This is a genomic window from Stenotrophomonas panacihumi (assembly GCF_001431645.1).
In the GTDB taxonomy this organism is placed as follows: Bacteria; Pseudomonadota; Gammaproteobacteria; order Xanthomonadales; family Xanthomonadaceae; genus Stenotrophomonas_A; species Stenotrophomonas_A panacihumi.
On the sequence record NZ_LLXU01000098.1, the window covers coordinates 1 to 22186 of the forward strand.

A 22186-nucleotide genomic window follows, 5' to 3' on the forward strand; every position below is an offset into this window, starting at 1 on the left:
CACAGGGGCGTAAGGCTGGAATTGGAACAGGGGCCAGCCAGGCGCACATTGGGGAAGCGCGGGGCCGGTAGTCGGGGGACTGCCGGCCCTTTTTTTATCCCAGCGCGCCGCGTCCGTCGCAGCCGCGTCCGTCGGTCCGGCAGGCACAGCCCAAGCAGACGGCGCCGCATGTGCAGAAGGTCGAACCCTGATCGGTTCAGGGCTTAGGCGCGTCGGTGCGACGAACGGCACATTTGCACTGACCGGGGGCTTGCGCGGCGTTCGCGCAGGCCCCAAGCTAGGCCCACGGGTGACCCACTGCGTCGGTTTCTGACCCAGCCTTCGGCACCTTCCGTTTCAATGTCGATGTCCGACAGGGAAATCTGGATCCCCCCTGTTCCGGCCCTGTCGGACGTCGGCGCCAAACACAGCGAAGCCCTGGCCCCCGCCGGGGCTTCGTCTTTTGGGCTGCAGGAAGATCGCGCGCCAGTGCCGGCGCGGCTTGCGGGTCCAGACCCCGGATAAAAAAAGGGCCGGCAGTCCCCCGACTACCGGCCCCGCGCTTCCCCAATGTGCGCCTGGCTGGCCCCTGTTCCAATTCCAGCCTTACGCCCCTGTGTCGCATTGCCACGATTGGGTGCTATCGGGTTATCCGCAGGAAGCGTGCCAACTTGAGGGCAGGTTTCGTAAAATGTGACCTAGCCGACAGAATCGGCCCGATTTCCCGACGCGGCGTCCCTCGCCCCGTCCATACTGCCGGCCCCGCAGGGCCCTGACGCCATGACTGACTCCTTCTACCGCTACGACGTGATCGTGATCGGTGGCGGCCATGCCGGCACCGAAGCCGCGCTGGCTTCCGCCCGCACCGGTGCGCGCACGCTGCTGCTGACCCACAACATCGAGACCGTGGGCGCGATGAGCTGCAACCCGGCCATCGGCGGCATCGGCAAGGGCCACCTGGTCAAGGAGATCGACGCCCTCGGCGGCGCCATGGCGCATGCGGCCGACCAGGCCGGCATCCAGTGGCGCACGCTCAACGCCTCCAAGGGCCCGGCCGTGCGCGCCACCCGCTGCCAGGCCGACCGCGCGCTGTACCGCAGCGCGATCCGTCGCATCGTCGAGGCGCAGGACCACCTCACCGTGTTCCAGGCCGCGGTGGACGACCTGGTCATCGAAGGCGATGCCGTGCGCGGCGTCATCACCCAGACCGGCCTGCGCTTCGACGCCACGGCCGTGGTGCTGACCGCCGGCACCTTCCTGGCCGGCAAGATCCACGTCGGCCCGACCCAGTACGCCGCCGGCCGCATGGGCGACCCGCCCGCGACCACCCTGGCCGCGCGCCTGCGCGAGCGCCCGTTCGGCGTGGACCGCCTGAAGACCGGCACGCCGCCGCGCATCGACGGCCGCACGCTGGATTACGCGGTGATGGAGGAACAGCCCGGTGACGACCCGCGCCCGGTGATGTCCTTCCTCGGCTCGGTGGACGAACACCCGGCGCAGGTCAGCTGCTGGATCACCCATACCACCGAGCAGACCCACGAGATCATCCGCGGCGCGCTGCACCGCTCGCCGCTGTACAGCGGGCAGATCGAAGGCATCGGCCCGCGCTACTGCCCCTCCATCGAGGACAAGGTGGTGCGCTTCGCCGAGAAGGCCAGCCACCAGATTTTCGTCGAACCCGAGGGGCTGGACGTCACCGAGATCTACCCGAACGGCATCTCCACCTCGCTGCCGTTCGACGTGCAGCTGGCGCTGGTGCGTTCGATCCGCGGCTTCGAGCACGCGCACATCACCCGGCCCGGCTACGCGATCGAATACGACTTCTTCGACCCGCGCGGCCTGAAGCCCTCGCTGGAGACCAAGCTCATCGAGGGCCTGTTCTTCGCCGGGCAGATCAACGGCACCACCGGCTACGAGGAAGCCGCCGCGCAGGGCCTGCTCGCCGGCCTCAACGCCGCGCGCCACGTGCGCCAGCTGCCGGCGTGGTCGCCGCGCCGCGACGAGGCCTACCTCGGCGTGCTGGTGGACGACCTCATCACCCATGGCACCACCGAGCCGTACCGCATGTTCACCAGCCGCGCCGAATACCGGCTGCAGCTGCGCGAGGACAATGCCGACGTCCGCCTTACCCCGGTGGGTCGCGAACTCGGCCTGGTCGGCGAAGCGCGCTGGTCGCGCTTCGGCGCCAAGCAGGAGGCGGTGGAACGCGAGCGCCAGCGCCTGCAGGCACTGTGGGCGACGCCGGGCAACGCGTTGGGTCGCGAGGTCGAACAGGCGCTGGGCGTGGCGGTGAGCCGCGAAACCAACGTGCTGGACCTGATCAAGCGCCCCGAGCTGGACTACGCCAAGCTGATGCGCGTGCCTTCGCTGGGCCCGGGCGTGGACGACGCGCAGGTGGCCGAGCAGGTGGAGATCGGCGTGAAGTACGCCGGCTACCTCGACCGCCAGCGCGGCGAGATCGAGCGCCAGCAACGCCATGAAAACACCGCCATTCCGGAAGGCTTCGATTACGCCGGCGTGCGCGGGCTCTCGGCCGAGGTGACGCAGAAGCTGGAACGCGTGCGCCCGGCGACGATCGGCCAGGCGCAGCGCATCCCCGGCATGACCCCGGCGGCGATCTCGCTGCTGCTGGTGCACCTGGAGCGCGCGCGGCGCGCGAGCGCCGCATGAGCGTCTCGCCCTTGCGCCCCTTCGACGGCAAGCTCCCGGTACTCGGCGAGCGCGTCTATGTCGACCCCGCGAGCACGGTGATCGGCGATGTCGTGCTGGGCGACGACGTCTCGATCTGGCCGGGCACGGTGATCCGCGGCGACGTGAACTATGTCCGCATCGGCGCGCGCAGCAACATCCAGGACGGCACGATCATCCACGTCAGCCACCACAGCCCGTTCAACAAGGGCGGCTACCCGACGTTGATCGGCGAAGGCGTCACCGTCGGCCACGGCACCATCATCCATGCCTGCACCATCGGCGATTACAGCCTGATCGGCATGGGTGCCTGCATCCTCGATGGGGCGAGCGTCGGCAAGTACGGCTTCGTCGGCGCCGGCGCGGTGGTCGGGCCGGGCAAGCAGGTCGGCGAGGCCGAGCTGTGGCTGGGCAACCCGGCGCGGTTCGCGCGCAAGCTCAGCGACAAGGAAATCGAGAGCCTGGAATATTCGGCGCAGCACTACGTGCGCTTGAAGGACAAATACCTGGCCGGGTGAGGCGTCGCGGCTGATGCCGCTCCAGACGCAACCGCTCAGGGCCGGGTGGCCAGCTCCAGCGCCGCCAGCAGCGACAACGCCTCTTCACGCGAATCGCCGCACATGTCGGCGGACGGCCGCAGGCTGCCGCAAAAGCCCGGTCGTTCGGGCCGGCCAAACACCCGGCAGCGCATGTCCGCATCCAGTTGCGCGCACGGCACGCCCGCCGGCTTGCCGTTCGGCATTCCGGGCAGGGCGGAGGTGATGGACGGCGCGATGCAGCAGGCGCCGCAGCCATCGCGGCAGGAGAGGCAGTCGCGCATGCGCGGATTCTACCGCCCGCCGGGTTTTCGCCCGTGCACCACGGTTTCAGTGGCAACCAAGGGAATCCCGTATAAGGGAAGTGCACTCCGCTCCAAGCCAGCCTTCCCCGCCCGCATGCCCGAATATCTCTCCCGCACTTCCACCGCCGGCCGCAACATGGCCGGCGCCCGCGCGCTGTGGCGCGCCACCGGCATGAAGGACGACGACTTCCACAAGCCGATCGTCGCCATCGCCAACTCGTTCACGCAGTTCGTGCCCGGCCACGTCCATCTCAAGGACCTTGGCCAGCTGGTCGCGCGCGAGATCGAGCAGGTCGGCGGCGTGGCCAAGGAGTTCAACACCATCGCCGTGGACGACGGCATCGCGATGGGCCATGACGGCATGCTTTATTCGCTGCCGAGCCGCGAGATCATCGCCGACGCGGTCGAGTACATGGTCAACGCGCACTGCGCCGATGCGCTGGTGTGCATCTCCAATTGCGACAAGATCACCCCCGGCATGCTGATGGCCGCGCTGCGGCTCAACATCCCCACGGTGTTCGTCTCCGGCGGCCCGATGGAAGCCGGCAAGACGCGGCTGGCCTCGCACGGCCTGGACCTGATCGACGCCATGGTCGTGGCCGCCGACAGCAACGCCTCCGACGAGAAGGTCGCCGAGTACGAACGCAGCGCGTGCCCCACCTGCGGCTCGTGCTCGGGCATGTTCACCGCCAACTCGATGAACTGCCTCACCGAAGCGCTGGGCCTCTCGTTGCCGGGCAACGGCACCACGCTGGCCACCCACGCCGACCGCGAGGCGCTGTTCAAGCGCGCTGGCCGCGTGGCGGTGGAACTGTGCCACCGCTGGTACGGCGGCGAGGATGAAGGCGCGCTGCCGCGCGGCATCGCCACGTTCGAGGCGTTCGAGAATGCGATGACGCTGGATATCGCGATGGGCGGTTCGACCAACACCATCCTGCACCTGCTGGCCGCCGCGCAGGAGGCCGAGGTGCCGTTCACCCTGCGCGACATCGACCGCCTCTCGCGGCGCGTGCCGCAGCTGTGCAAGGTGGCGCCGAACACGCAGAAGTACCACATCGAGGACGTGCACCGCGCCGGCGGCATCATGGCGATCCTCGCCGAGCTGGCGCGCGGTGGCCTGCTGCATACCGATGTCTCCACCGTGCACGCGAAATCCCTCGGCGATGCCATCGCGCAGTGGAGCGTGTCCGACCGCGATGACGAAGCGTTGCACACCTTCTACCGCGCCGGGCCGGCGGGCATCCCGACCCAGGTCGCCTTCAGCCAGGCCACGCGCTGGCCTTCGCTGGACCTGGACCGCAGCGAGGGCTGCATCCGCGACGTGCCGCATGCGTATTCGCAGGAGGGCGGGCTGGCCGTGCTGTACGGCAACCTCGCCGTCGATGGCTGCGTGGTGAAGACGGCCGGCGTGGACGAATCCATCCACGTCTTCGAAGGCCGCGCGCGCGTGTTCGAAAGCCAGGACGCCGCGGTGAAGGGCATCCTTGCCAATGAAGTGACGGCCGGCGACGTGGTGGTGATCCGCTACGAAGGCCCGAAGGGCGGCCCCGGCATGCAGGAAATGCTCTACCCCACCAGCTACCTGAAATCGAAGGGGCTGGGCAAGCAATGCGCGCTGCTCACCGACGGGCGCTTTTCCGGCGGCACCTCGGGCCTGTCGATCGGCCATGCCTCGCCGGAAGCGGCGGCCGGCGGCACCATCGGCCTGGTGCGCGATGGCGACCGCATCCTGATCGACATCCCGAACCGCGCGATCAACCTGCTCGTGGACGACGCCACGCTGGCCGCGCGCCGGCTGGAACAGGACGCGCAGGGCTGGAAGCCGGCCGCCGCGCGTGCGCGCAAGGTGACCACCGCGCTGAAGGCCTACGCGTTGCTGGCCACCAGCGCCGACAAGGGCGCGGTCCGCGACCGCGCGCTGCTGGACGGATGATGAGCCCGGCCGCGCCCGATCCGGACGACGGCCAGGCCGCACTGGCCCCGCTGCTGCGCAAGCTCAACCTGCGCGCCGGCACCCCGGCGCTGTGGCTGGGCGTGCCGGACGACGTGCGCGACCTGTTCGAACCATGGCCCGCCCCGAAGCCGCGCGAGCGCGCCGAGGGCGAGGCCGGCTTCGGCCTGGCGTTCGCCATCACCCAGGAAGAGCTGGACACGCGCCTGCAGGCGCTGGCGACCCATTGCCCGGGCGATGCGGTGCTGTGGATCGCCTATCCGAAGCAGACCTCGCGCCGCTATCGCTGCGAGTTCAACCGCGACAGCGGCTGGGACCGCGCCGGCGAGCTCGGCCTGGAACCGGTGCGGATGGTCGCCATCGACGCGGATTGGTCGGCACTGCGGCTGCGGCGCGTGCAGTACATCAAGCAGCTCAAGCGCGATCCGGCGCGACGCTGGACCCCCTGACCGGGCAGACACGCCCCTCACCCGCGCTGCACGCGCCCCTAGCAGCCCCGCGGTGATGCTGGCCACTCGTTCTCCCAAGCGAGCATGGCCATGAACACGGACCGCAAACCCGAAGGTCCCGCCAGCGACCAGGAAAAGGCGCATACCCCCGACCGGCACCGCACCGACACCGCGCGCTGGAAAGACCACGACATGCCCGACGAGCCGCGCGAGCGCGGGCATGCCGAACCTGACGATTACGAAAAGCCTCCCGCCGGCTGAACCCGGCGGCGCGGACGTTGACGCCGCTTCGATCCACATCGGGCGACATTGCCGCCACGGCGATCCCGCCAGCTCTCTTGAAGCGGCCATGAGCATTCGCAAACTGTTCAACACCCTCGCCAAGAAGGCATCCACCGCGGCAGGCTCGCCCTGGGTGTTCGCCGGCGCGCTGGGCATCGTGATCGTGTGGGGCATCAGCGGGCCCATCTTCGGCTTCAACGACACCTGGCAGCTGGTCATCAACACCGGCACCACGATCATCACCTTCCTCATGGTGTTCCTGATCCAGCACACGCAGAACTCGGACACCGCCGCGCTGCACCTCAAGCTCGACGAGCTGATCCGCGCCACGCATGCCGCCGACAACCTGCTGCTCAACATGGAAGAGCTGGACGAGAAGCAGCTCGAACGTATCCGCCAGCGCTACGAAGCGCTCGCCACGAAGGCGCGCGACCGCAATTCGCGCGGCCGCGGCATCGCCTCGCCCTGCCGCGACGACGAGCTGGAAACCGACGACGCCCCCAGGCAGCCGGATTAGTCGCCGGTCTGCGCGTGCGGCGCCGGTACCGGCTTGGACTGCGGCGAATCCTTCTCGCGCAGCCAGATCGTCAACACCACCAGCGACAGCACGGCCAAAAATTCGCTCTGCCAGTTCTGCATCGATTCGAACCAGAAGTCGGCGCTGGTGAAGTGGGCCCAAAGACTTTCCACGGGCAGCCCTTCGCGCAGGTGCTCGGCCACCGCCGCGCGCCAGCTGCCCAGCAGGTGCAGGGTGAAGCTCATCGCGAACAGCAGGCCGAACGCGATGGACAACGAGTGGCTGTACAGCCACAGCCACGCCCCGCCCTTGCGGACCGGCCAGGGGGTCGGCCCGGCGTCGATATCCTCGTGCTCCTCGCCCGGATCCACCGGACGCGATTCCGCCGAGCCCGCCTGGCGCAGCCGCACGGTGAGCAGTACGTACATGCCCATCTGCAGGAATTCGCTTTCCCAGTTCTCGAACGTCGCCGACACGAAATGGCCGGTATGCAGATAGGCCCAGAGCCCGAGCAGCGGCTGATGGGCGCGGGCGAGCGCTTCATTCAAGGCAGCGTGCCCGGCCAACACCTGGCCGGAAAGGAACAGCACCGCCAGCGCCGCCAGGGTGATCGACAAGCCATTGCGGCGCCAGAACATCGCCACGCTCCTGCGTCATGATGCCGCGCAGTGTCCGCGCGCCGCGCGCAAGGACCGATGAAGACGGTTAGGCTGGCGTCTCCCTCGCCCACGCCGTTCGCCATGCCCGAGTTCGCCGCCGACACCGCCCTGCTCGTCATCGACCTGCAACCCGATTTCATGCCCGGCGGCGCGTTGCCTTGCGCCGACGGCGACGCCCTCGTCGCGCCCATTGCCGCGCTGCTGGCATCCCGGCGCTACGCCACCGTGGTGGCCACGCAGGACTGGCACCCGCCCACGCACGCTTCCTTCGCCAGCCAACACGCCGGCCGCGCGCCGTTCGCGCAGATCTCGCTGCACGGGCATCCGCAGACGCTGTGGCCCGACCACTGCGTGCAGGGCACGCCCGGCGCGGCGCTGCACCCGGGGGTGGACTGGGACCGGGCCGACCTGATCCTGCGCAAGGGCACGCGCATGCAGGTCGATTCCTACAGCGCGTTCCGCGAGAACCACGGCCCCGGGGGCGAGCGCCCGGCCACCGGCCTGGCCGGCTGGCTGCGCGAGCGCGGCATCACCGAGGTGCATGTCTGCGGGCTGGCGCGCGACTACTGCGTGCTGTGGAGCGCGCAGGATGCCGCGGCCGCCGGCCTGCGCGTGCGCTTCCTGTGGGAACTGACCCGCCCGGTGGATGCCGCGAACGATGCCGATACGCGCATCGCGCTGGAACGTGCCGGCATCCGCATCGAGTAACTAGCGGAACACCACCGTGCGGTGGCCGTTGAGCAGGATGCGATGCTCGACATGCCGGCGCACCGCGCGCGCCAGCACCAGCGATTCGACATCGCTGCCCAGCCGCACCAGTTCGCGCGGGTGCATTGCATGGTCCACGCGCGCGACGTCCTGTTCGATGATCGGGCCTTCGTCCAGGTCGGGCGTGACGTAGTGCGCGGTGGCGCCGATGATCTTGACCCCGCGCGCGTGCGCCTGGTGGTACGGCTGCGCGCCCTTGAAGCTGGGCAGGAAGCTGTGGTGGATGTTGATCGCGCGGCCCGCCCACGCCAGGCAGAGCGCAGGCGAGAGGATCTGCATGTAGCGCGCCAGCACCACCAGGTCCACGCGCTCGCGCGTGGCCAGCGCCTGCAACCGCGCTTCCTGTTCGACGCGGTTGCCCGCGTTGACCGGCAGGTGATGGAACGGCACGCCGTAGGAGGCGGCGAGTGGCGCGAAGTCCTCGTGGTTGGATGCCACCGCGGCGATATCCACCGGCAGCTGGCGGCTGTGCGCGCGGAACAGCAGGTCGTTGAGGCAGTGACCCTGTCGGCTCACCAGCACGAGCAGGCGCGCGCGTCGGCGCGCGTCATGCAGGCGCCAGTCCATCGCGAAATCCGCCGCGAGTGCTTCGATGGCGCTGCGCAGGCGCTCCGGCGCGAGTGCGGCATCGCTGTCGAAATGCACGCGCAGGAAGAAGCGGCCACTGTCCTCGTCGCCGAACTGCTGTGCGTCGAGGATGTTGCAGCCCAGCTCGAACAGCAGCCCGGTCACCCGGTAGACGATGCCGGTGCGGTCGGGGCAGGACAGGGTGAGGATGTAATCGGGGCGCATCGGCCGATCATAGCCAGCGCGCTCGCCGCGCCGCGACACTTGCAGACGCAACCGTGCGCCCGCCCCTCAGCCCTGCCCGGCGCGCCGCGCGGCCACTTCCGCCCGCACCGCCGAGTCGCCTTCGCCGCTGGCGATGGCCGCATCGAGTTCGGCGCGCAGCGCGGCGCCCTCGGCCATCGTGCCGATCGCGCTGGCGATGCACAGGTTCGCCGCGAGCTTGGCGGCGTTGGCCTGTGCCGGTTCCGCGCCCAGATGCCAGGTGCGCTGGCCGAGCAGGTCCAGCAGCGGCTGCACGCGCGCCAGCGCGAGCGCGTCGCCGGCGGCCAGCAGGTTGAGCTGGCCACGCGCGGCCACGTCCGGACGGCCGAGCACCGGCACGGCGAGGTACGCCACGCCGCGTTCGGCATGCAGCACGGTGAGCTCGCGCGCGAGCGCCACGGAGATCGTGGCCATGTTGATGTGCACGCTGCCGGCGGGCAGCGCGTCGATCACGCCGCCGTCGATCAACACCTGCCGCGCGGCCACGTCATCGGCCAGCATCGAGAACAGCACCTGTCCGTGCGCGGCCTGCGCGGGCGTGCTGACCGCCGTGGCCTGCGCGTGGTCGTGCGCGAACGCATCGGCCTTGGCCGCATCGCGGTTCCACACGCGCAACGCATGGCCGCCGCCCAGCAGGTTGGCCGCCATCGCGCGGCCCATTGCGCCGAGCCCCAGGAATCCAATCGCCATCGTTCCCCCTGTCCTTGTTGCTATCGGCTACGCACTGGGCGCGGCAAACAGGCCACGCGCCTGGCGCGGCTCGCAGCGCAGGTACTGCGGCGCGGGATGCAGCTGCGCGCCGAGTTCCGCCGCCGCGTGCCATGGCCAGCGCGGGTCGTAGAGGATGCCGCGCGCCAGTGCGATCGCGTCGGCACGGCCTTCGGCGAGGATTGCCTCGGCCTGCGCCGGCTCGGTGATCAGCCCGACGGCGATCACCGGAATCTCCACCTGCGCGCGGATCGCCTCGGCCATCGGCACCTGGTAGCCCGGGCCGAGGGTGATCTGCTGGCGCGGGTCCAGGCCGCCGCTGGAAACATGCACGTAGGCCGCGCCATGCGCCTGCAGCTTGCGCGACAGGGCGATGCTCTGCGCGACATCCCAGCCGCCCTCGACCCAATCGGTGGCCGAGATCCGTACGCCCACCGTCACCGCCGGCGATACCGCCGCGCGCACCGCGTCGAGCACGCGCAGGGTGAGGCGCATGCGGTTCTCCAGCGAGCCGCCGTAGTCGTCATCGCGCTGGTTGGAGAGCGGGGAGAGGAACTGGTGCAACAGGTAGCCATGCGCGGCGTGGATCTCGATCAGTTCCAGCCCGATGCGTTCGGCGCGGCGCGCGGAAGCGGCGAAGGCTTCCACCACCGCGTCGATGCCGGCGGCATCCAGCGCCTGCGGCGTGGCGTGGCCCACGTCGTACGGCAATGCGGAGGCGGAGACGGTCGGCCACCCATTCGGCGCGTCGGCGGCAATCGAGCCACCGCCTTCCCAGGGCTTCGCGGTGGACGCCTTGCGGCCGGCATGCGCGAGTTGCACGCCCAGCGGCATCGGCGAATAGCGGCGCACCGAGGCGAGCACGTCGGCGAGCGCGGCTTCGGTGGCTTCGTCATACAGGCCCAGGTCGGCATGCGAGATGCGGCCACGCGGCTCCACCGCCGTCGCTTCAAGGATCAGCAGGCCCGCGCCGGACTGCGACAGCGTGCCGAGGTGGATGCGATGCCAGTCGTTCGCCAGGCCGTTCTCGGCCGAGTACTGGCACATGGGGGCGATGACGATGCGGTTGGCCAGCGTGAGCGAACCCAGCGCCAGCGGTGAAAAAAGAGCGCTCAAACGAATACTCCGGTGCAAGCCGCCGTGGGGGTGGCGGGCAATGCGCCATTGCAGCGCCGTGGCCCCGGGCGATCAACCGCGCGGCTGGATCACTGCGTCGCGTGCTCCACCGGCGCGTGCAGGAAGGCCAGCGCGTCGGCGCAGTCGTGCTCGACCTTGAGCGAGAGCAGGTCGTCGGCGCGGGTGCGCCCGCGGTTGAGCGCGGCGACTGGCAGGCCCGCGCGCGCGGCGGCCTGCACGAAGCGGAAGCCGGAATACACCATCAGCGAGGAGCCGACCACGAGCACCGCATCGGCGTGTTCGAGCGCGGCCTGTGCATCGGCCACGCGCGGGCGCGGCACGTTTTCGCCGAAGAACACCACGTCCGGCTTGAGCACGCCGCCGCAGTGCGGGCAGGCCGGCACGACGAAGTCGTCGAACGAGGCCTGCTCCAGGTCGGCGTCGCCATCCGGTGCCTGGCCGGCGTCGAGCAGCGTCCATCGCGGGTTGGCCGCTTCCAGCGCGTGCTGGAAGTCGGCACGCGGCAGGCGCGCTTCGCAGCCCATGCAGCGCACCTGGTCGAGCCGGCCATGCAGATCGATCACCTGCCGGCTGCCGGCCGCCTGGTGCAGGCCGTCGACGTTCTGCGTGAGCAGCAGCCCGAGCCGGCCCTGCGCTTCCAGCGAGGCCAAGGCGTGATGCGTGCCATTGGGACGGGCCTGGCCGAAATGCCGCCAGCCGACCAGGCTGCGCGCCCAGTAGCGCCGCCGCGTGGCGGCCTCGCCCATGAAGGCTTGGTAGGTCACCGGCTGCGCGCGCTTCCAGCCGCCGTCGGCGTCGCGGTAATCGGGAATGCCGGAGGCGGTGCTGCAGCCGGCGCCGGTCAGGACGAACAGGCGCTCGTGGCGTTCGATGAATTCGCGCAGGGCATCGGGAGACGTCATGTCCTGCAGATGAGGCCGGCACCGCGCCGGCACAAGCATGGCTCAGACGTAGTTGCTGACTTCGATCAGGTTGCCGTCCGGGTCGCGGAAATAGATCGACAGGATCGACCCGCGCGCGCCGGTACGCGGCACCGGGCCCTCCTCGATGGTCACCCCGCAGGCCTCGATCTCCGCCTGGGCCTGCGCCAGCGGCATCCCCGTCACCAGGCACAGGTCCGCCGAGCCCGGCGTGGGCTGCAAGGCCTTGGGCTCGAACTCCCGGCCGGCCGTATGCAGGTTGATCTTCTGCCAGCCGAACGACAGCGCCTTGCGGCCCTCGCCGAAGGTGACGACCTCCATGCCGAGCACGCGCTGGTAGAAATCGCAGGTGGCCTGCACGTCGGCGACGGTGAGGACGAGGTGGTCCAGGCGGTCGATGCGCATGCTCAGGCCCCGCGGGTGGAAGTGGCGCCGGCCCGCGCGTCGTGGTGGGCGGGCGCGGGCAGGGCGTCGCGCGCGCCACGGCGCAGGACATGCGCGGCGAACTGCGCCACCAGCAGCAGCGCCAGGCAGAACGCGGCCAGCGCATTCCAGCCGCCCCACTGCCAGAAGCTGCCGCTCACCGAGCCGATCAGGCTCGCGCCGACGTAATACGCCAGCAGGTACAGCGACGCCGCATGGCTGCGATGTTCGCCGCCCAGCCGGCCGACCCACGCACTGGCGGCCGAGTGCGCGATGAAGAAGCCGATCGTGAGCAGCACCACGCCGAGGATCACCAGCGCCAGCACATGCGCCAACGTGAGCAGCACGCCGGCGATGGCGCACACCACGCCGGCCTGCACCACCGGGCCGCGACCGAAGCGGTCCGAGGCGGAGCCGGCGATGGAAGAGCTGACGATGCCGAACACGTAGGCGCCGAAGATCAAACCGATCTGGCTCTGGCTGAGCCCGAACTCCGGCCCGCCGAGGCGGAAGCCCGCGTAGTTGTAGACGCTCACGAAGCAGCCCATCAGCAGGAACGGCAGCGAGAACAGCCACGGCAGGTGGCGGTCGCGCAGGTGCCCGCCCCAGGCGCGCAGGTGGAAACCGAGGTTCACGCCATGGCGGCGCAGGAAGTGGCGCGAAGGCGGCAGCAGCAGCACGAAACCGACCGCGCACAGCAGGTCGACCACGCTCAGCGCGGTCAGCGCGCTGCGCCAGCCGAAGTGGTCGGTGAGCACGCTCATGGCGATGCGCCCGGTCATGCCGCCGAAGGCGTTGCCGGCGACATACAGGCCGGTGGCCGCGCCCAGCCGCGTGGCCGGCAGTTCTTCGGCCAGGTACACCATCGCCACCGCCGGCACGCCGCCCAGGGCGAGCCCGGAGAGCGTGCGTACCGCCACCAGCGAACCCCAATGCGGCAGCCAGGCGGCGACGATGTTGAGCACCGCGGCCAGCGCGATGGAGCAGAACATCAGGCCGCGCCGGCCGAGATTTTCCGACACCGCGCCCGCGCAGAAGATCGCGATCGCCAGCGCACCGGTCGCCAGCGAGAGCGGCAGCGAGCTGGCCGCCGCGCCGACATGGAACGTGCGCGCGAACTCGGGCAGCAGCGGCTGCACGCTGTACAGCAGCGAGAAGGTGGCGAAGCCGGCCAGGAACAGCGCGATGCGGATGCGCAGCAAGGTGGCGGTGGGGAGGTCGCCGGGGCGGGCCACGGCGGGAGCGGAGGTGTTCACGACAGCGCGGATCGGTGGGGTGGCGCCATTGTTCGCCCCGCCTGACCCCCTGTCCAATATATGATGCAGGCAGTCTCCATATCTGGTGAATATGATGGAACTGCGCCACCTGCGCTATTTCCTGGCCGTCGCCGAGGAGGCGAACTTCACCCGCGCCGCGGCCCGGCTGGGGATCGGACAGCCGCCGCTGAGCCAGCAGATCCAGGCGCTGGAGCGCGAACTGGGCACGCCGCTGTTCCGCCGAACCCATGCCGGCGCTGAACTGACCGAAGCCGGCGAAGCCTTCCTGGTCGAAGTGCGCCGCGTGCTGGCCGACGTGGAGCGCGCCGCGGATACCGCGCGCCGCATCGCGCGCGGCGAGGCGGGGCGGCTGCGGCTGGGCTTCACCGCCTCGGCCGCGTTCAACCCGCGCGTGCCGCGCCTGATCCGCGACTTCCGCCGGCAATGGCCGCAGGTGCAGCTGGTGCTGGAGGAAACCAATACCGCCGGGCTGCTGGAGGCGCTGCGCAACGGCCGGCTCGATGCCGCCTTCATCCGCTACACGCCGTCCGCGCTGCCGGCCGGGCTGGACCTGATGCGCTTCCCCGACGAGCCCATGCTGATCGCCGTGCCCGCCGCGCATCCGCTGGCGCAGCGCGAACGTGCCCCGCTGCGCGCGCTCGCCGGCGAGCCCTTCATCCTGTTCCCGCGCAGCTTCGGCAGCAGCCTCTATGACGAGATCCTCTCGGTGTGTCGCGAATCCGGCTTCAGCCTGCAGATCACCCAGGAAGCGCCGCAGATGTCGTCCATCGTCAACCTCGTCGCCGCCGAACTCGGCGTCTCGGTGGTGCCCGCCTCCACCGCGCAGATGCAGCTGCCCGGCGTGCGTTACCTCCCCATCGAAGGCCGCGTGCCGCTGGCGCGCCTGGCCCTGGCCACGCACCCCGCCACGCGCGCGAACACGCCGGTGGTTCGCCACCTGTGGGAGCTGGCGCATGCCACGCCGCAGGTGCCTTGACCTCAACTTCGGTTGAGGCCGTCCAATGGCGTCCTCGTTTCGTCGGGACACCCCCATGCGCCTGCTGCACCTGCTGTTGCCTTCCCTGGACCCGACCGCCAGCGCGGCCTTCTACCGCGACGTGCTGGAACTGCCGCTGCACGGCACGCGCGTGCGCGCCGGCTGGAGCGAGATCGAACTGGTGCCGGCCAGCGGCGCGGTCGGCTGCCTGCACCTGGCGTTCAACGTGCCGCACGCGCGCTTCGGCGCCGCGGTGGAATGGCTGGCCGCGCGCGCGCCGCTGCTGCGCGACCCGCTCGGCGAGGCGCGCTTCCGCCTGGACGGGGCGTGGCAATCCGAATCGGTGTACTTCGCCGGGCCCGACGGCGCGGTGCTGGAACTGATCGGCCGCCGCGCGCTCGATGACGCATCACCCCGCAGCGGCCCCTTCAGCGGCGCGGAGATCCAATGCCTGAGCGAAGTGGGCCTGCCGAGCGCGGACGTCGCGGCGGTGATGCGCAGCCTCGCCAATCATTTCGATGCCCGCCCGCTCGGCGGCGAAGCTTCGACGGACTTCGCGCCGCTGGGCGACCACCAGGGCCTGCTGATCGTGGTCGAGCGACAACGCCGCTGGTTCCCCGAACGCCGCCAGCTGCCATGGGCACGCGGCCTGCGGCTCACGGTGAGCGCACGCCAGCCGGGACTGCGGCTACGCGATGCGGAAGGCTGGGAGCTGGTCGCCGCATGAGCGGCGGGCGGCTCAGCCCGGCAGGCGGAAGAAGGCGCGCGCGGCGGCCGTGGTGATCGCCGCGCTGGTGGCCACGTCCTCGCCGCGGTCGCGCGCCAGTTCCTCGACGATATGCGCCAGGAACATCGGCTCGTTGCGCCGGTCCTTGGGCATCGGCTTGAGCGTGCGCGGCAGCAGGTACGGCGCGTCGGTCTCGATCATCAGCCGCTCGGCGGGAATGTGCTTCACCAGCTCGCGCAGGTGCTCGCCGCGACGCTCGTCGCACAGCCAGCCGGTGATGCCGATGTACCAGTCGCGGTCGAGGTAGTCGAACATTTCCTCGCGCGTGCCGGTGAAGCAATGCACCACCGCCGCGCCGATGCGGCCTTCGAACTGCTTCATCACCGCGAGGAAATCGGCGTGCGCGTCGCGCTGGTGCAGGAACAGCGGCTTCGGGTTGCCGGCGGCGGCCAGGTCGGCGGCGATCTGGAGCTGGCGCTCGAACGCGCGGCGCTGGGCCGGGCGCGGGGAGAAATCGCGGAAGTAATCCAGGCCGCACTCGCCCACCGCCACCACTTCCTCGTGCGCGAGCAGCGCGCGCATCTCGGCATCGCACTCCTCGGTGTATTCCACCGCGTGGTGCGGGTGCACGCCGGCGGTGGCGTACAGGAAGCCGGGATGGCGCTGCGCCAGGGCCAGCGCCAGCGGCGAGTGCTCGCGGCTGGCGCCGGTCACCACCATCGCCGACACGCCGGCCTCGCGGGCGCGCTGCAGCACGGCGTCGCGGTCGCGGTCGAAGGAGTCGTGGGTGAGGTTGGCGCCGATGTCGATCAGTTGCATGGCCGGGGAGCGGAATCGGAAAGCGCGGCATTGTAGCGGGCGCGGGCTTTATCCTTGTCACGATGGCGACCCCCGATTTCCCGATCTCCCCGCTGCTGCCGCAGATCCGCGACAGCCTGCTGCGGCATCCGCGGCTGGTGCTCGAAGCGCCACCCGGCGCCGGCAAGACCACCCAGGTGCCGCTGGCGCTGCTCGATGCGCCGTGGCGCGAGGGCCGCCGCATCGTGATGCTGGAACCGCGCCGCGTCGCCGCGCGCAGCGCCGCCACGTTCATGGCGCGGCAGCTGGGCGAGGAGGTCGGCGAGACGGTCGGCTACCGCATCCGCTTCGAGAACCGCACCAGCGCGCGCACGCGCATCGAGGTGGTCACCGAGGGCATCCTCACCCGGATGATCCAGGACGACCCGCTGCTGGAAGGCGTGGCCGCGGTCCTGTTCGACGAATTCCACGAGCGCCACCTGGCCGGCGACCTCGGCCTGGCGCTGGCGCTGGACGTGCAATCGCAACTGCGCGAAGACCTGCGCATCGTGGTGATGTCCGCCACGCTGGATGGCGAACGCCTCGCCCGCTTCCTCGATGCGCCGCGGCTTTCCAGCGAGGGACGCAGTTTCCCGGTGGAGATTGCGCATTTCCCTGTGCGCCGCGACGAAGCGCTGGAGCCGCAGGCGCGGCGCGCTGTGGAACAGGCCCTGGCGCAGCATCCGGGCGACGTGCTGGTGTTCCTGCCCGGCCAACGCGAGATCGCGCGCGTGCAGGCGGCGCTGGAAGGCGTGCTCGATCCCGCGGTGCAGGTCCTGCCGCTGCATGGCGAACTGCCGCTGGAACAGCAGACCCGCGTGTTGCAGCCCGATGCCGACGGCCGCCGCCGCGTGGTGCTGTCCACCAACGTCGCCGAATCCTCGGTGACGCTGCCGGGCGTGCGCGTGGTGGTCGATGCGGGCCTGGCGCGCGAGCCGGCGTACGACCCGAACAGCGGCTTCTCGCGGCTGGAAACAGCCACCATCTCGCAAGCTTCGGCCGACCAGCGCGCCGGCCGCGCCGGGCGCGTGGCGCCCGGCTGGGCGTACCGGCTGTGGCCGCAATCGCAGCGACTGGAAGCGCAGCGGCGCGCGGAGATCGGCCAGGTCGAGCTGGCGGCATTGGCACTGGAACTGGCGGCGTGGGGCTCCGATGCGCTGCGCTTCGTCGATGCGCCACCGCCCGGCGCGCTCGCCGCCGCGCGCGAACTGCTGCAACGCCTGGGCGCGCTCGGCGCCGGCGGCACCGTCACCGATCTGGGACGCCGCATGCTCGCGCTGGGCACGCATCCGCGGCTGGCGGCAATGCTGCTGCAGGCCAAGGGCGCACGCGCGCAGGCGCTGGCCTGCGACCTGGCGGCGTTGATCGAAGCCCGCGATCCGCTGCGCCAGGGCGGCGACGCCCTCGCCGCGCGCTGGCGTGCCCTGGCCGCGTTCCGTCGCGGCCGCGCGCCGGCCGATGCCAATCGCGGCGGGCTGGCCGCCATCGATGCCGCCGCCAAGCAGTGGCGCCGCCGCGTGCGCTGCGAGGCCACGTCGCCGGACGACATCGAGGCGCACGAGCTCGGCGACCTGCTCGCGCACGCCTTCCCCGACCGCATCGCCGCGCGCCATCCCACCGATCCACTGCGCTACCTGCTGGCCAACGGCCGCAGCGCGCGCCTGTTCGACAACAGCGACCTGCGCGGCGAGCCGTGGCTGGTCGCCAGCGAGCTGCGCTTCGAAGCGCGCGACGGCCTGGTGCTGCGGGCCGCGCCCGTGGACGAGCGCTGGCTGCGGCGCGAATTTCCCGACCGCTTCGTGCAGGAAGACACGGTGCGCTGGGACGCCGAACGCCGTGCCTTGGTGGCGCTGCGCGAAACCCGCTTCGACCGCATCGTGCTCGACAGCCGCTCGGCCGGCAGCGTGGACCCGGCGCATGCCGCCGCCGCGCTCACCGAGGCGGTGCGCGAACTGGGCCTGGACGCGCTGCCGTGGACCGAAGGCCTGCGGCAGTGGCGGGCCCGCGTGCAGTCGCTGCGCCAGTGGATGCCGGAACTGGAACTGCCCGATTACGGCGAGGCAGCGCTGCTCGCCACGCTGGATGACTGGCTCAAGCCGGCCTTCGCCGGCAAGCGCCGGCTCGATGCGCTCGGCGAGGAGGAACTGGGCGAGGCGCTGAAGTCGCCGCTGCCCTGGGCCCAGCGGCAGCTGGTCGACCGCCACGCGCCCACCCGCATTACCGTGCCCTCGGGCATGGAGCGGCGCATCGAATACGCGCTCGACCACGAGGACGCGCCGCTACCGCCGGTGCTGGCGGTGAAGCTGCAGGAACTGTTCGGCCTGGCCGACACCCCGCGCGTCGCCGATGGCCGCGTGCCGCTCACCCTGCACCTGCTTTCGCCCGGCGGTCGCCCGCTGCAGGTCACCCAGGACCTGCGCAGCTTCTGGAGCAACACCTACCCGGAGGTGCGCAAGGAGATGAAGGGGCGCTACCCCAAGCATCCCTGGCCGGACGACCCGTGGAGCGCCACCGCCACGCACCGCGCCAAGCCGCGCGGCACCTGAGCGCCGGTTCAGCGCGGGGACATCGCCGGGGCGGCGTACTGACATCGTCTATACGTCCCGCCCTCGACACTGGGCGCCCATAGCCGTCGAACCAAGGAATCCCCCGCCATGAGCAGACTGACCGTGATCACCGACCGGGCGCTGGAACGCGCGATGGACCTGGCCTCCAGCGCCGGCGACGGCCTGCGCCATGCCGGCAGCAACCTGCGCGACCACGTCGCCCCGCAGGCGATGGACTGGATCAAGACCGGCGCGGCGCTCGGCGCGGTGAAGTCCGGCGGCAAGGTCGCCGGCCGCCTCGCGCGTCGCAACCCGGCAGTGACCATCGCCGCGGCGGCCGCCGGTGTCGGCCTGATCGCCTATGCGCTGTACCGCAAGAAGAAGCAGCGCGACGCCGCCGCCATCGACGGCAGCGCGCAGCGGATCGAGCAGACCGGCAACGCCAATGCGCGCCGTGCCGCCCGCCAGCACTATCGCGGCCGCGTGGTCGATCCGAGTGACGAAGCCGGCGCCTGATCGCCCCGCCGTCGCAGCAGGAGAACGCCGCGCTTGTCGCGGCGTTCTTCGTTTCAGGGGCTGATGACGAACAGGCCGCCCGAGCCGGGATACGCCGCCAGCGCCTGCGGCGACAGCCGCGCTCGCGCCGTGCTGACGAACAGCCGGCCGTCCGGCGCGAAGCACAACGCGCCCACGTGCGGCGCCGGAATGGCGACCGAGCGCAGCACCGCGCCGTTGTCGGCCAGTTCGACCACCGCGTGGCCGCCCCACATCGCCACCCACAGCCGTCCCTGCGGCGACATCGCCAGGCCGTCCGGCTTGCCGGGCACGCCGAGGAAATCCGTCACGACTTTCGGCTCGCCGAGCGTGCCGGCGACGATGTCGGCCGGATAGGCCAGCAGCGTGCGCGCGAGCGTGTCGATGACGAACAGCGTGCGGCCGTCGGGCGAGAACACCATGCCGTTGGCCACGCCGAGTCCTTCGGCAACGCGGCGGGCAGGCGCCGACGGGCCCGGTGCATGGAACAGCGCGCCCTTGCCGGCGAGCAGGCCGCGATGCATCGAGCCACCCCACAGGCCGCCGCGCGCGTCGACGGTCATGTCGTTGAGGCGGCAACCCGGGCCCAGGTCGATCTCCGGGCCGGGCGTGATGACGCCTTCGGCGCTCATCGACAGGAAGTGGCCTTCGCTGTTGCCCACCCATTGCCCGTCGTGCAGCGCCAGCGACCACACCGGTTCGGCCAGCGGCGTGCGCGTGCACTGCCGTCCATCCCAACGCAGCAGCGCCGGGGCGGTCGGCTCCAGCCACACCACCTCGCCCTCGCGCCAGCGTGGCGATTCGCCGACCAGCGCCTGCGGGTTGCATGCAAGTTCGGCGCGTGGCGGGCGCTGCCGCAGCACGTCCAGCCAACCGCGTGCCCGCGCGCCGACCTCTTCGGCGGCGCGGCCTGGCTTGTAGAGATCCGACCCCACGCCGATGGCGGTGACACCGGCCGCGCGCAGCGCTTCCAGCTCGCTCGCCTCCACGCCGCCCACCGCCACCAGCTGCACGCCCTTCGGCAGCACCGCCGACAAGGCGGACAAACGCGGCACCGCGCCATGCGCGGGAAACGCCTTCAGGTGCCGGGCGCCCGCGGCGAGTGCGGCGAACGCTTCCGAAGGCGTGGAGAACCCCGGCATCGACACCATGCCGTGCGCCACCGTCGCGCGGATCACCGCCGCATCGGTATTGGGCGACACGCAGAACGCGCAGCCGAGCGCCGCCAGCTGTTCCACCTCGGCGACCCGCAGCACGGTGCCGGCGCCGATCAGCATGCGGCCTTCGAAATGGCGTACCAGCGTGGCGATGGTGGTGAACGGATCCGGCGAGTTGAGCGGCACCTCGGCCACCCGCACGCCGGCGTCGTACAACGCCTGCACCACGTCGATCGCGTCTTCGTGCAAACCACGCAGGATCGCCACCAGCGGCGCCTGCGCGAGGATCTCGTCGAACGTGCTCATGCCGCGACCGCTTCGGCGTGCAGCGCGGCAAAGCCACGCGTGACCGCATCGTGGGAGAGGATCTGCTGCGCGTGCCCACCCAGGGCCGCCATGCCGGCGGCGTACAGCGCGCACACCGGCGCGGCGCCCACCAGCGGCAGCGTGCCCGCCAGCGCGCCCGGCCACAGCCGTGCGACGTCGGCCAGCTCGGCGCCGATCAACAGGCCGCGCAGATAGGAGGCGCCGTCGCGCTTGGGCAGGTCCTGGCGGATCACCCGCGCACGCGCGCCGAACAGCAGCGTGCCCAGGCCAAGCCCGCTGTCGTGCCCTGCCTTCAGGCCGGCATGGAAGGCATCGCCCGCTTCCGCCGGGCCATCGACCACCGAGGCGAGCAGGCCCGCGGCGGTGAGCCGGTCGAAGATTTCGCCGGACATCGCGGTCATGAAATCCACGACCGCGCCGTCGCGCAGGCGCACCCACTTGCTGTGCGTGCCCGGCAGCGCGACCAGGCCCGTGGCGGGCACGTGCCCGGAGGCGATCAGCCCGAGCAACTCGGTCTCCTCGCCGCGCATGATGTCCGGCGCATCGTCCACCGCGCGGCGGCAGGCCAGGCCCGGCACGATCGCCACCGGCACCTCGCCGATGCGCACCTCATGCAGGTGCGCGGCCAGCTGCGCCAGCCCGGTCGGGCAATCGACGTAACCGGCATCGCTCCAGCCGATGTTCGAGCCGATCATGCCGCTGGCATACCAGCGCGTGGCCTGCGGCCAGCGCGCGGCCACCTCGGCGATGAGTGCCTGCATCTGCGCGCGGTCCAGCCCGGCGATGCCGCGCGGCTGTTCCACCGTATCGCGCACCTGCCCGTCGTCGCCGATCAGGAACGCGCGGAAATTCGAACTGCCCCAGTTGACGCCGACGATGCCGCCGCCGTCCTTGTCCCCCATCATCGTCTCGTGACTCCCGCCCCGCCATCCAGGGGAAATGTGCCGCCGGTGATCCAGCCACTGCGCGGCGAAACCAGGAACAGCGCCAGCTCGGCGGCATCCCCGGGGGTTCCGAGGCGGCCGAGTGGATGGCGCTGCACGTTGCGCGCCCGCGCGGCGTCCGGATCGTCGGCGCGGGCAAAGGACGCCTGCAGCATCGGCGTATCCACCGAGGCCGGGGCGATCACGTTGACGCGCACGTTGTCCGGCGCGAATTCCAGCGCCGCGGTGCGCGCCATCTCCTCCAGCGCCGCCTTGGAGGCGGCGTAGGCCGCCAGCGTGGGCGTGGCGAAACGCGCGTTGATCGATGACACCAGCACCACCGCGCCGTGCCGCCGCGCGCGCATGCCGGGCACCACCTGGCGCATCAGCCGCAGCGCGCCAAGCACGTTGACCGAATAGGTATCCAGCCAAAGCGCATCGTCGTCGTCCAGCGTGCCGCCGGCCGGGCATACGCCGGCGCAGTGCACCAGCGAGGTCACCGGGCCGAGCGCCGATACCAGCTGCCCCACCGCCTGCGCCACGGCCTCGCCCGCGCGCAGGTCGGCCTGGGCGCTGGCATCGGCGCCGTCCACCGGCTGCCGGTCGAGGGCCGCCACCCGCGCCCCTTCGGCCCGCAGCCGCTGCACCACCGCCGCGCCGATGCCACTGGCCGCGCCGCTGACCAGCACCACCTCACCGTGCATCACGCCATCCGCCATCGTTGCCCGT

Annotated in this window: 22 protein-coding genes and 1 pseudogene; 11 read left to right on the forward strand and 12 right to left on the reverse strand. The window is 71.1% G+C overall.

The window, feature by feature from the left end; genetic code table 11:
• The first annotated feature begins 759 nt into the window (after positions 1-759).
• Both mnmG and ARC20_RS12865 read left to right on the forward strand, forming a co-directional pair.
• Positions 760-2649: a tRNA uridine-5-carboxymethylaminomethyl(34) synthesis enzyme MnmG gene (gene mnmG / locus ARC20_RS12860; protein WP_057647740.1), complete on the forward strand. Its 1890-nt coding sequence runs from the start codon at positions 760-762 to the stop codon at positions 2647-2649.
• Positions 2646-3185 carry a gamma carbonic anhydrase family protein gene (locus ARC20_RS12865; RefSeq protein WP_057647742.1) on the forward strand — a complete coding sequence of 180 codons (540 nt, stop codon included), beginning with the start codon at positions 2646-2648 and terminating at the stop codon, positions 3183-3185. The genes mnmG and ARC20_RS12865 overlap by 4 nt, the downstream gene beginning before the upstream one ends.
• 35 nt (positions 3186-3220) lie before the next feature.
• Here the strand turns inward: ARC20_RS12865 and ARC20_RS12870 are convergent, their stop codons facing one another.
• Positions 3221-3487, reverse strand: coding sequence for a YkgJ family cysteine cluster protein (locus ARC20_RS12870; RefSeq protein ID WP_057647744.1), 267 nt, complete (start codon positions 3485-3487; stop codon positions 3221-3223).
• A gap of 115 nt (positions 3488-3602) precedes the next feature.
• On the opposite strand from ARC20_RS12870, the gene ilvD reads away from it, so the two are divergent.
• The 4 genes from ilvD to ARC20_RS12885 all read left to right on the forward strand — a co-directional run bounded on the left by ilvD (position 3603) and on the right by ARC20_RS12885 (position 6707).
• Positions 3603-5441: a dihydroxy-acid dehydratase gene (gene ilvD / locus ARC20_RS12875; RefSeq protein ID WP_057647745.1), complete on the forward strand. Its 1839-nt coding sequence runs from the start codon at positions 3603-3605 to the stop codon at positions 5439-5441.
• Positions 5441-5908, forward strand: coding sequence for a hypothetical protein (locus tag ARC20_RS12880; protein WP_057647747.1), 468 nt, complete (start codon positions 5441-5443; stop codon positions 5906-5908). The genes ilvD and ARC20_RS12880 overlap by 1 nt, the downstream gene beginning before the upstream one ends.
• An 84-nt stretch (positions 5909-5992) precedes the next feature.
• Complete coding sequence (locus ARC20_RS18660) at positions 5993-6169, forward strand: hypothetical protein (RefSeq protein WP_237642589.1); 177 nt, start codon at positions 5993-5995, stop codon at positions 6167-6169.
• Between the two features lie 88 nt (positions 6170-6257).
• Positions 6258-6707 carry a low affinity iron permease family protein gene (locus ARC20_RS12885; protein ID WP_057647749.1) on the forward strand — a complete coding sequence of 150 codons (450 nt, stop codon included), beginning with the start codon at positions 6258-6260 and terminating at the stop codon, positions 6705-6707.
• Here the strand turns inward: ARC20_RS12885 and ARC20_RS12890 are convergent.
• The gene (locus ARC20_RS12890; RefSeq protein ID WP_057647752.1) at positions 6704-7345 is read right to left on the reverse strand and encodes a DUF6766 family protein; all 642 of its coding nucleotides are present in this window, start codon (positions 7343-7345) and stop codon (positions 6704-6706) included. The genes ARC20_RS12885 and ARC20_RS12890 overlap by 4 nt on opposite strands.
• Positions 7346-7447: 102 nt before the next feature.
• Here ARC20_RS12890 and pncA point away from each other — a divergent pair, with 102 nt between their 5' ends.
• Positions 7448-8074 (forward strand): bifunctional nicotinamidase/pyrazinamidase, encoded by a 627-nt coding sequence (pncA, locus tag ARC20_RS12895; RefSeq protein WP_057647754.1) that lies wholly within the window; start codon positions 7448-7450, stop codon positions 8072-8074.
• Here pncA and purU read toward each other — a convergent pair whose 3' ends face one another.
• The 6 genes and pseudogenes from purU to ARC20_RS12925 form a co-directional block, all read right to left on the reverse strand.
• Positions 8075-8926, reverse strand: coding sequence for a formyltetrahydrofolate deformylase (gene purU, locus ARC20_RS12900; protein ID WP_057647756.1), 852 nt, complete (start codon positions 8924-8926; stop codon positions 8075-8077).
• Positions 8927-9082: 156 nt separating this feature from the next.
• Positions 9083-9655: pseudogene (locus ARC20_RS12905) on the reverse strand (NAD(P)-dependent oxidoreductase); the annotation flags it as partial.
• Positions 9656-9682: 27 nt separating this feature from the next.
• Positions 9683-10789, reverse strand: coding sequence for an NADH:flavin oxidoreductase/NADH oxidase (locus ARC20_RS12910; protein ID WP_057647761.1), 1107 nt, complete (start codon positions 10787-10789; stop codon positions 9683-9685).
• Between the two features lie 89 nt (positions 10790-10878).
• On the reverse strand, positions 10879-11712 hold the full coding sequence (locus ARC20_RS12915; protein WP_057647763.1) for an NAD-dependent protein deacetylase: 834 nt from the start codon (positions 11710-11712) through the stop codon (positions 10879-10881).
• A 42-nt stretch (positions 11713-11754) separates the two neighbouring features.
• Positions 11755-12135 carry a VOC family protein gene (locus ARC20_RS12920; RefSeq protein WP_057647764.1) on the reverse strand — a complete coding sequence of 127 codons (381 nt, stop codon included), beginning with the start codon at positions 12133-12135 and terminating at the stop codon, positions 11755-11757.
• A 2-nt stretch (positions 12136-12137) separates the two neighbouring features.
• Positions 12138-13409 carry an MFS transporter gene (locus ARC20_RS12925; protein ID WP_057647766.1) on the reverse strand — a complete coding sequence of 424 codons (1272 nt, stop codon included), beginning with the start codon at positions 13407-13409 and terminating at the stop codon, positions 12138-12140.
• Positions 13410-13503: 94 nt separating this feature from the next.
• Here ARC20_RS12925 and ARC20_RS12930 point away from each other — a divergent pair, with 94 nt between their 5' ends.
• Entirely contained in the window at positions 13504-14406 is a 903-nt protein-coding gene (locus ARC20_RS12930; protein ID WP_057647854.1) for a LysR family transcriptional regulator, read from the forward strand.
• Positions 14407-14461: 55 nt separating this feature from the next.
• Positions 14462-15133, forward strand: coding sequence for a VOC family protein (locus ARC20_RS12935; protein WP_057647768.1), 672 nt, complete (start codon positions 14462-14464; stop codon positions 15131-15133).
• Between the two features lie 12 nt (positions 15134-15145).
• Here the strand turns inward: ARC20_RS12935 and ARC20_RS12940 are convergent, their stop codons facing one another.
• On the reverse strand, positions 15146-15952 hold the full coding sequence (locus ARC20_RS12940; protein ID WP_057647770.1) for a TatD family hydrolase: 807 nt from the start codon (positions 15950-15952) through the stop codon (positions 15146-15148).
• A 62-nt stretch (positions 15953-16014) separates the two neighbouring features.
• Here ARC20_RS12940 and hrpB point away from each other — a divergent pair, with 62 nt between their 5' ends.
• Together hrpB and ARC20_RS12950 are read left to right on the forward strand one after the other, a co-directional pair.
• Positions 16015-18516 (forward strand): ATP-dependent helicase HrpB, encoded by a 2502-nt coding sequence (gene hrpB / locus ARC20_RS12945; protein ID WP_057647771.1) that lies wholly within the window; start codon positions 16015-16017, stop codon positions 18514-18516.
• 108 nt (positions 18517-18624) lie between these two features.
• Complete coding sequence (locus ARC20_RS12950) at positions 18625-19032, forward strand: hypothetical protein (RefSeq protein ID WP_057647772.1); 408 nt, start codon at positions 18625-18627, stop codon at positions 19030-19032.
• Positions 19033-19085: 53 nt separating this feature from the next.
• On the opposite strand, the gene ARC20_RS18015 is transcribed toward ARC20_RS12950, so the two are convergent.
• The 3 genes from ARC20_RS18015 to ARC20_RS12965 are packed head-to-tail and all read right to left on the reverse strand — an operon-like array spanning position 19086 to position 22161.
• Positions 19086-20513, reverse strand: coding sequence for a 2-dehydro-3-deoxy-6-phosphogalactonate aldolase (locus ARC20_RS18015; protein ID WP_081418187.1), 1428 nt, complete (start codon positions 20511-20513; stop codon positions 19086-19088).
• Complete coding sequence (locus tag ARC20_RS12960) at positions 20510-21436, reverse strand: 2-dehydro-3-deoxygalactonokinase (protein WP_057647774.1); 927 nt, start codon at positions 21434-21436, stop codon at positions 20510-20512. Before ARC20_RS12960 ends, ARC20_RS18015 begins: the two co-directional genes overlap by 4 nt.
• Positions 21436-22161: an SDR family NAD(P)-dependent oxidoreductase gene (locus ARC20_RS12965; RefSeq protein ID WP_161809491.1), complete on the reverse strand. Its 726-nt coding sequence runs from the start codon at positions 22159-22161 to the stop codon at positions 21436-21438. The genes ARC20_RS12960 and ARC20_RS12965 overlap by 1 nt, the downstream gene beginning before the upstream one ends.
• Positions 22162-22186: the final 25 nt, after the last annotated feature.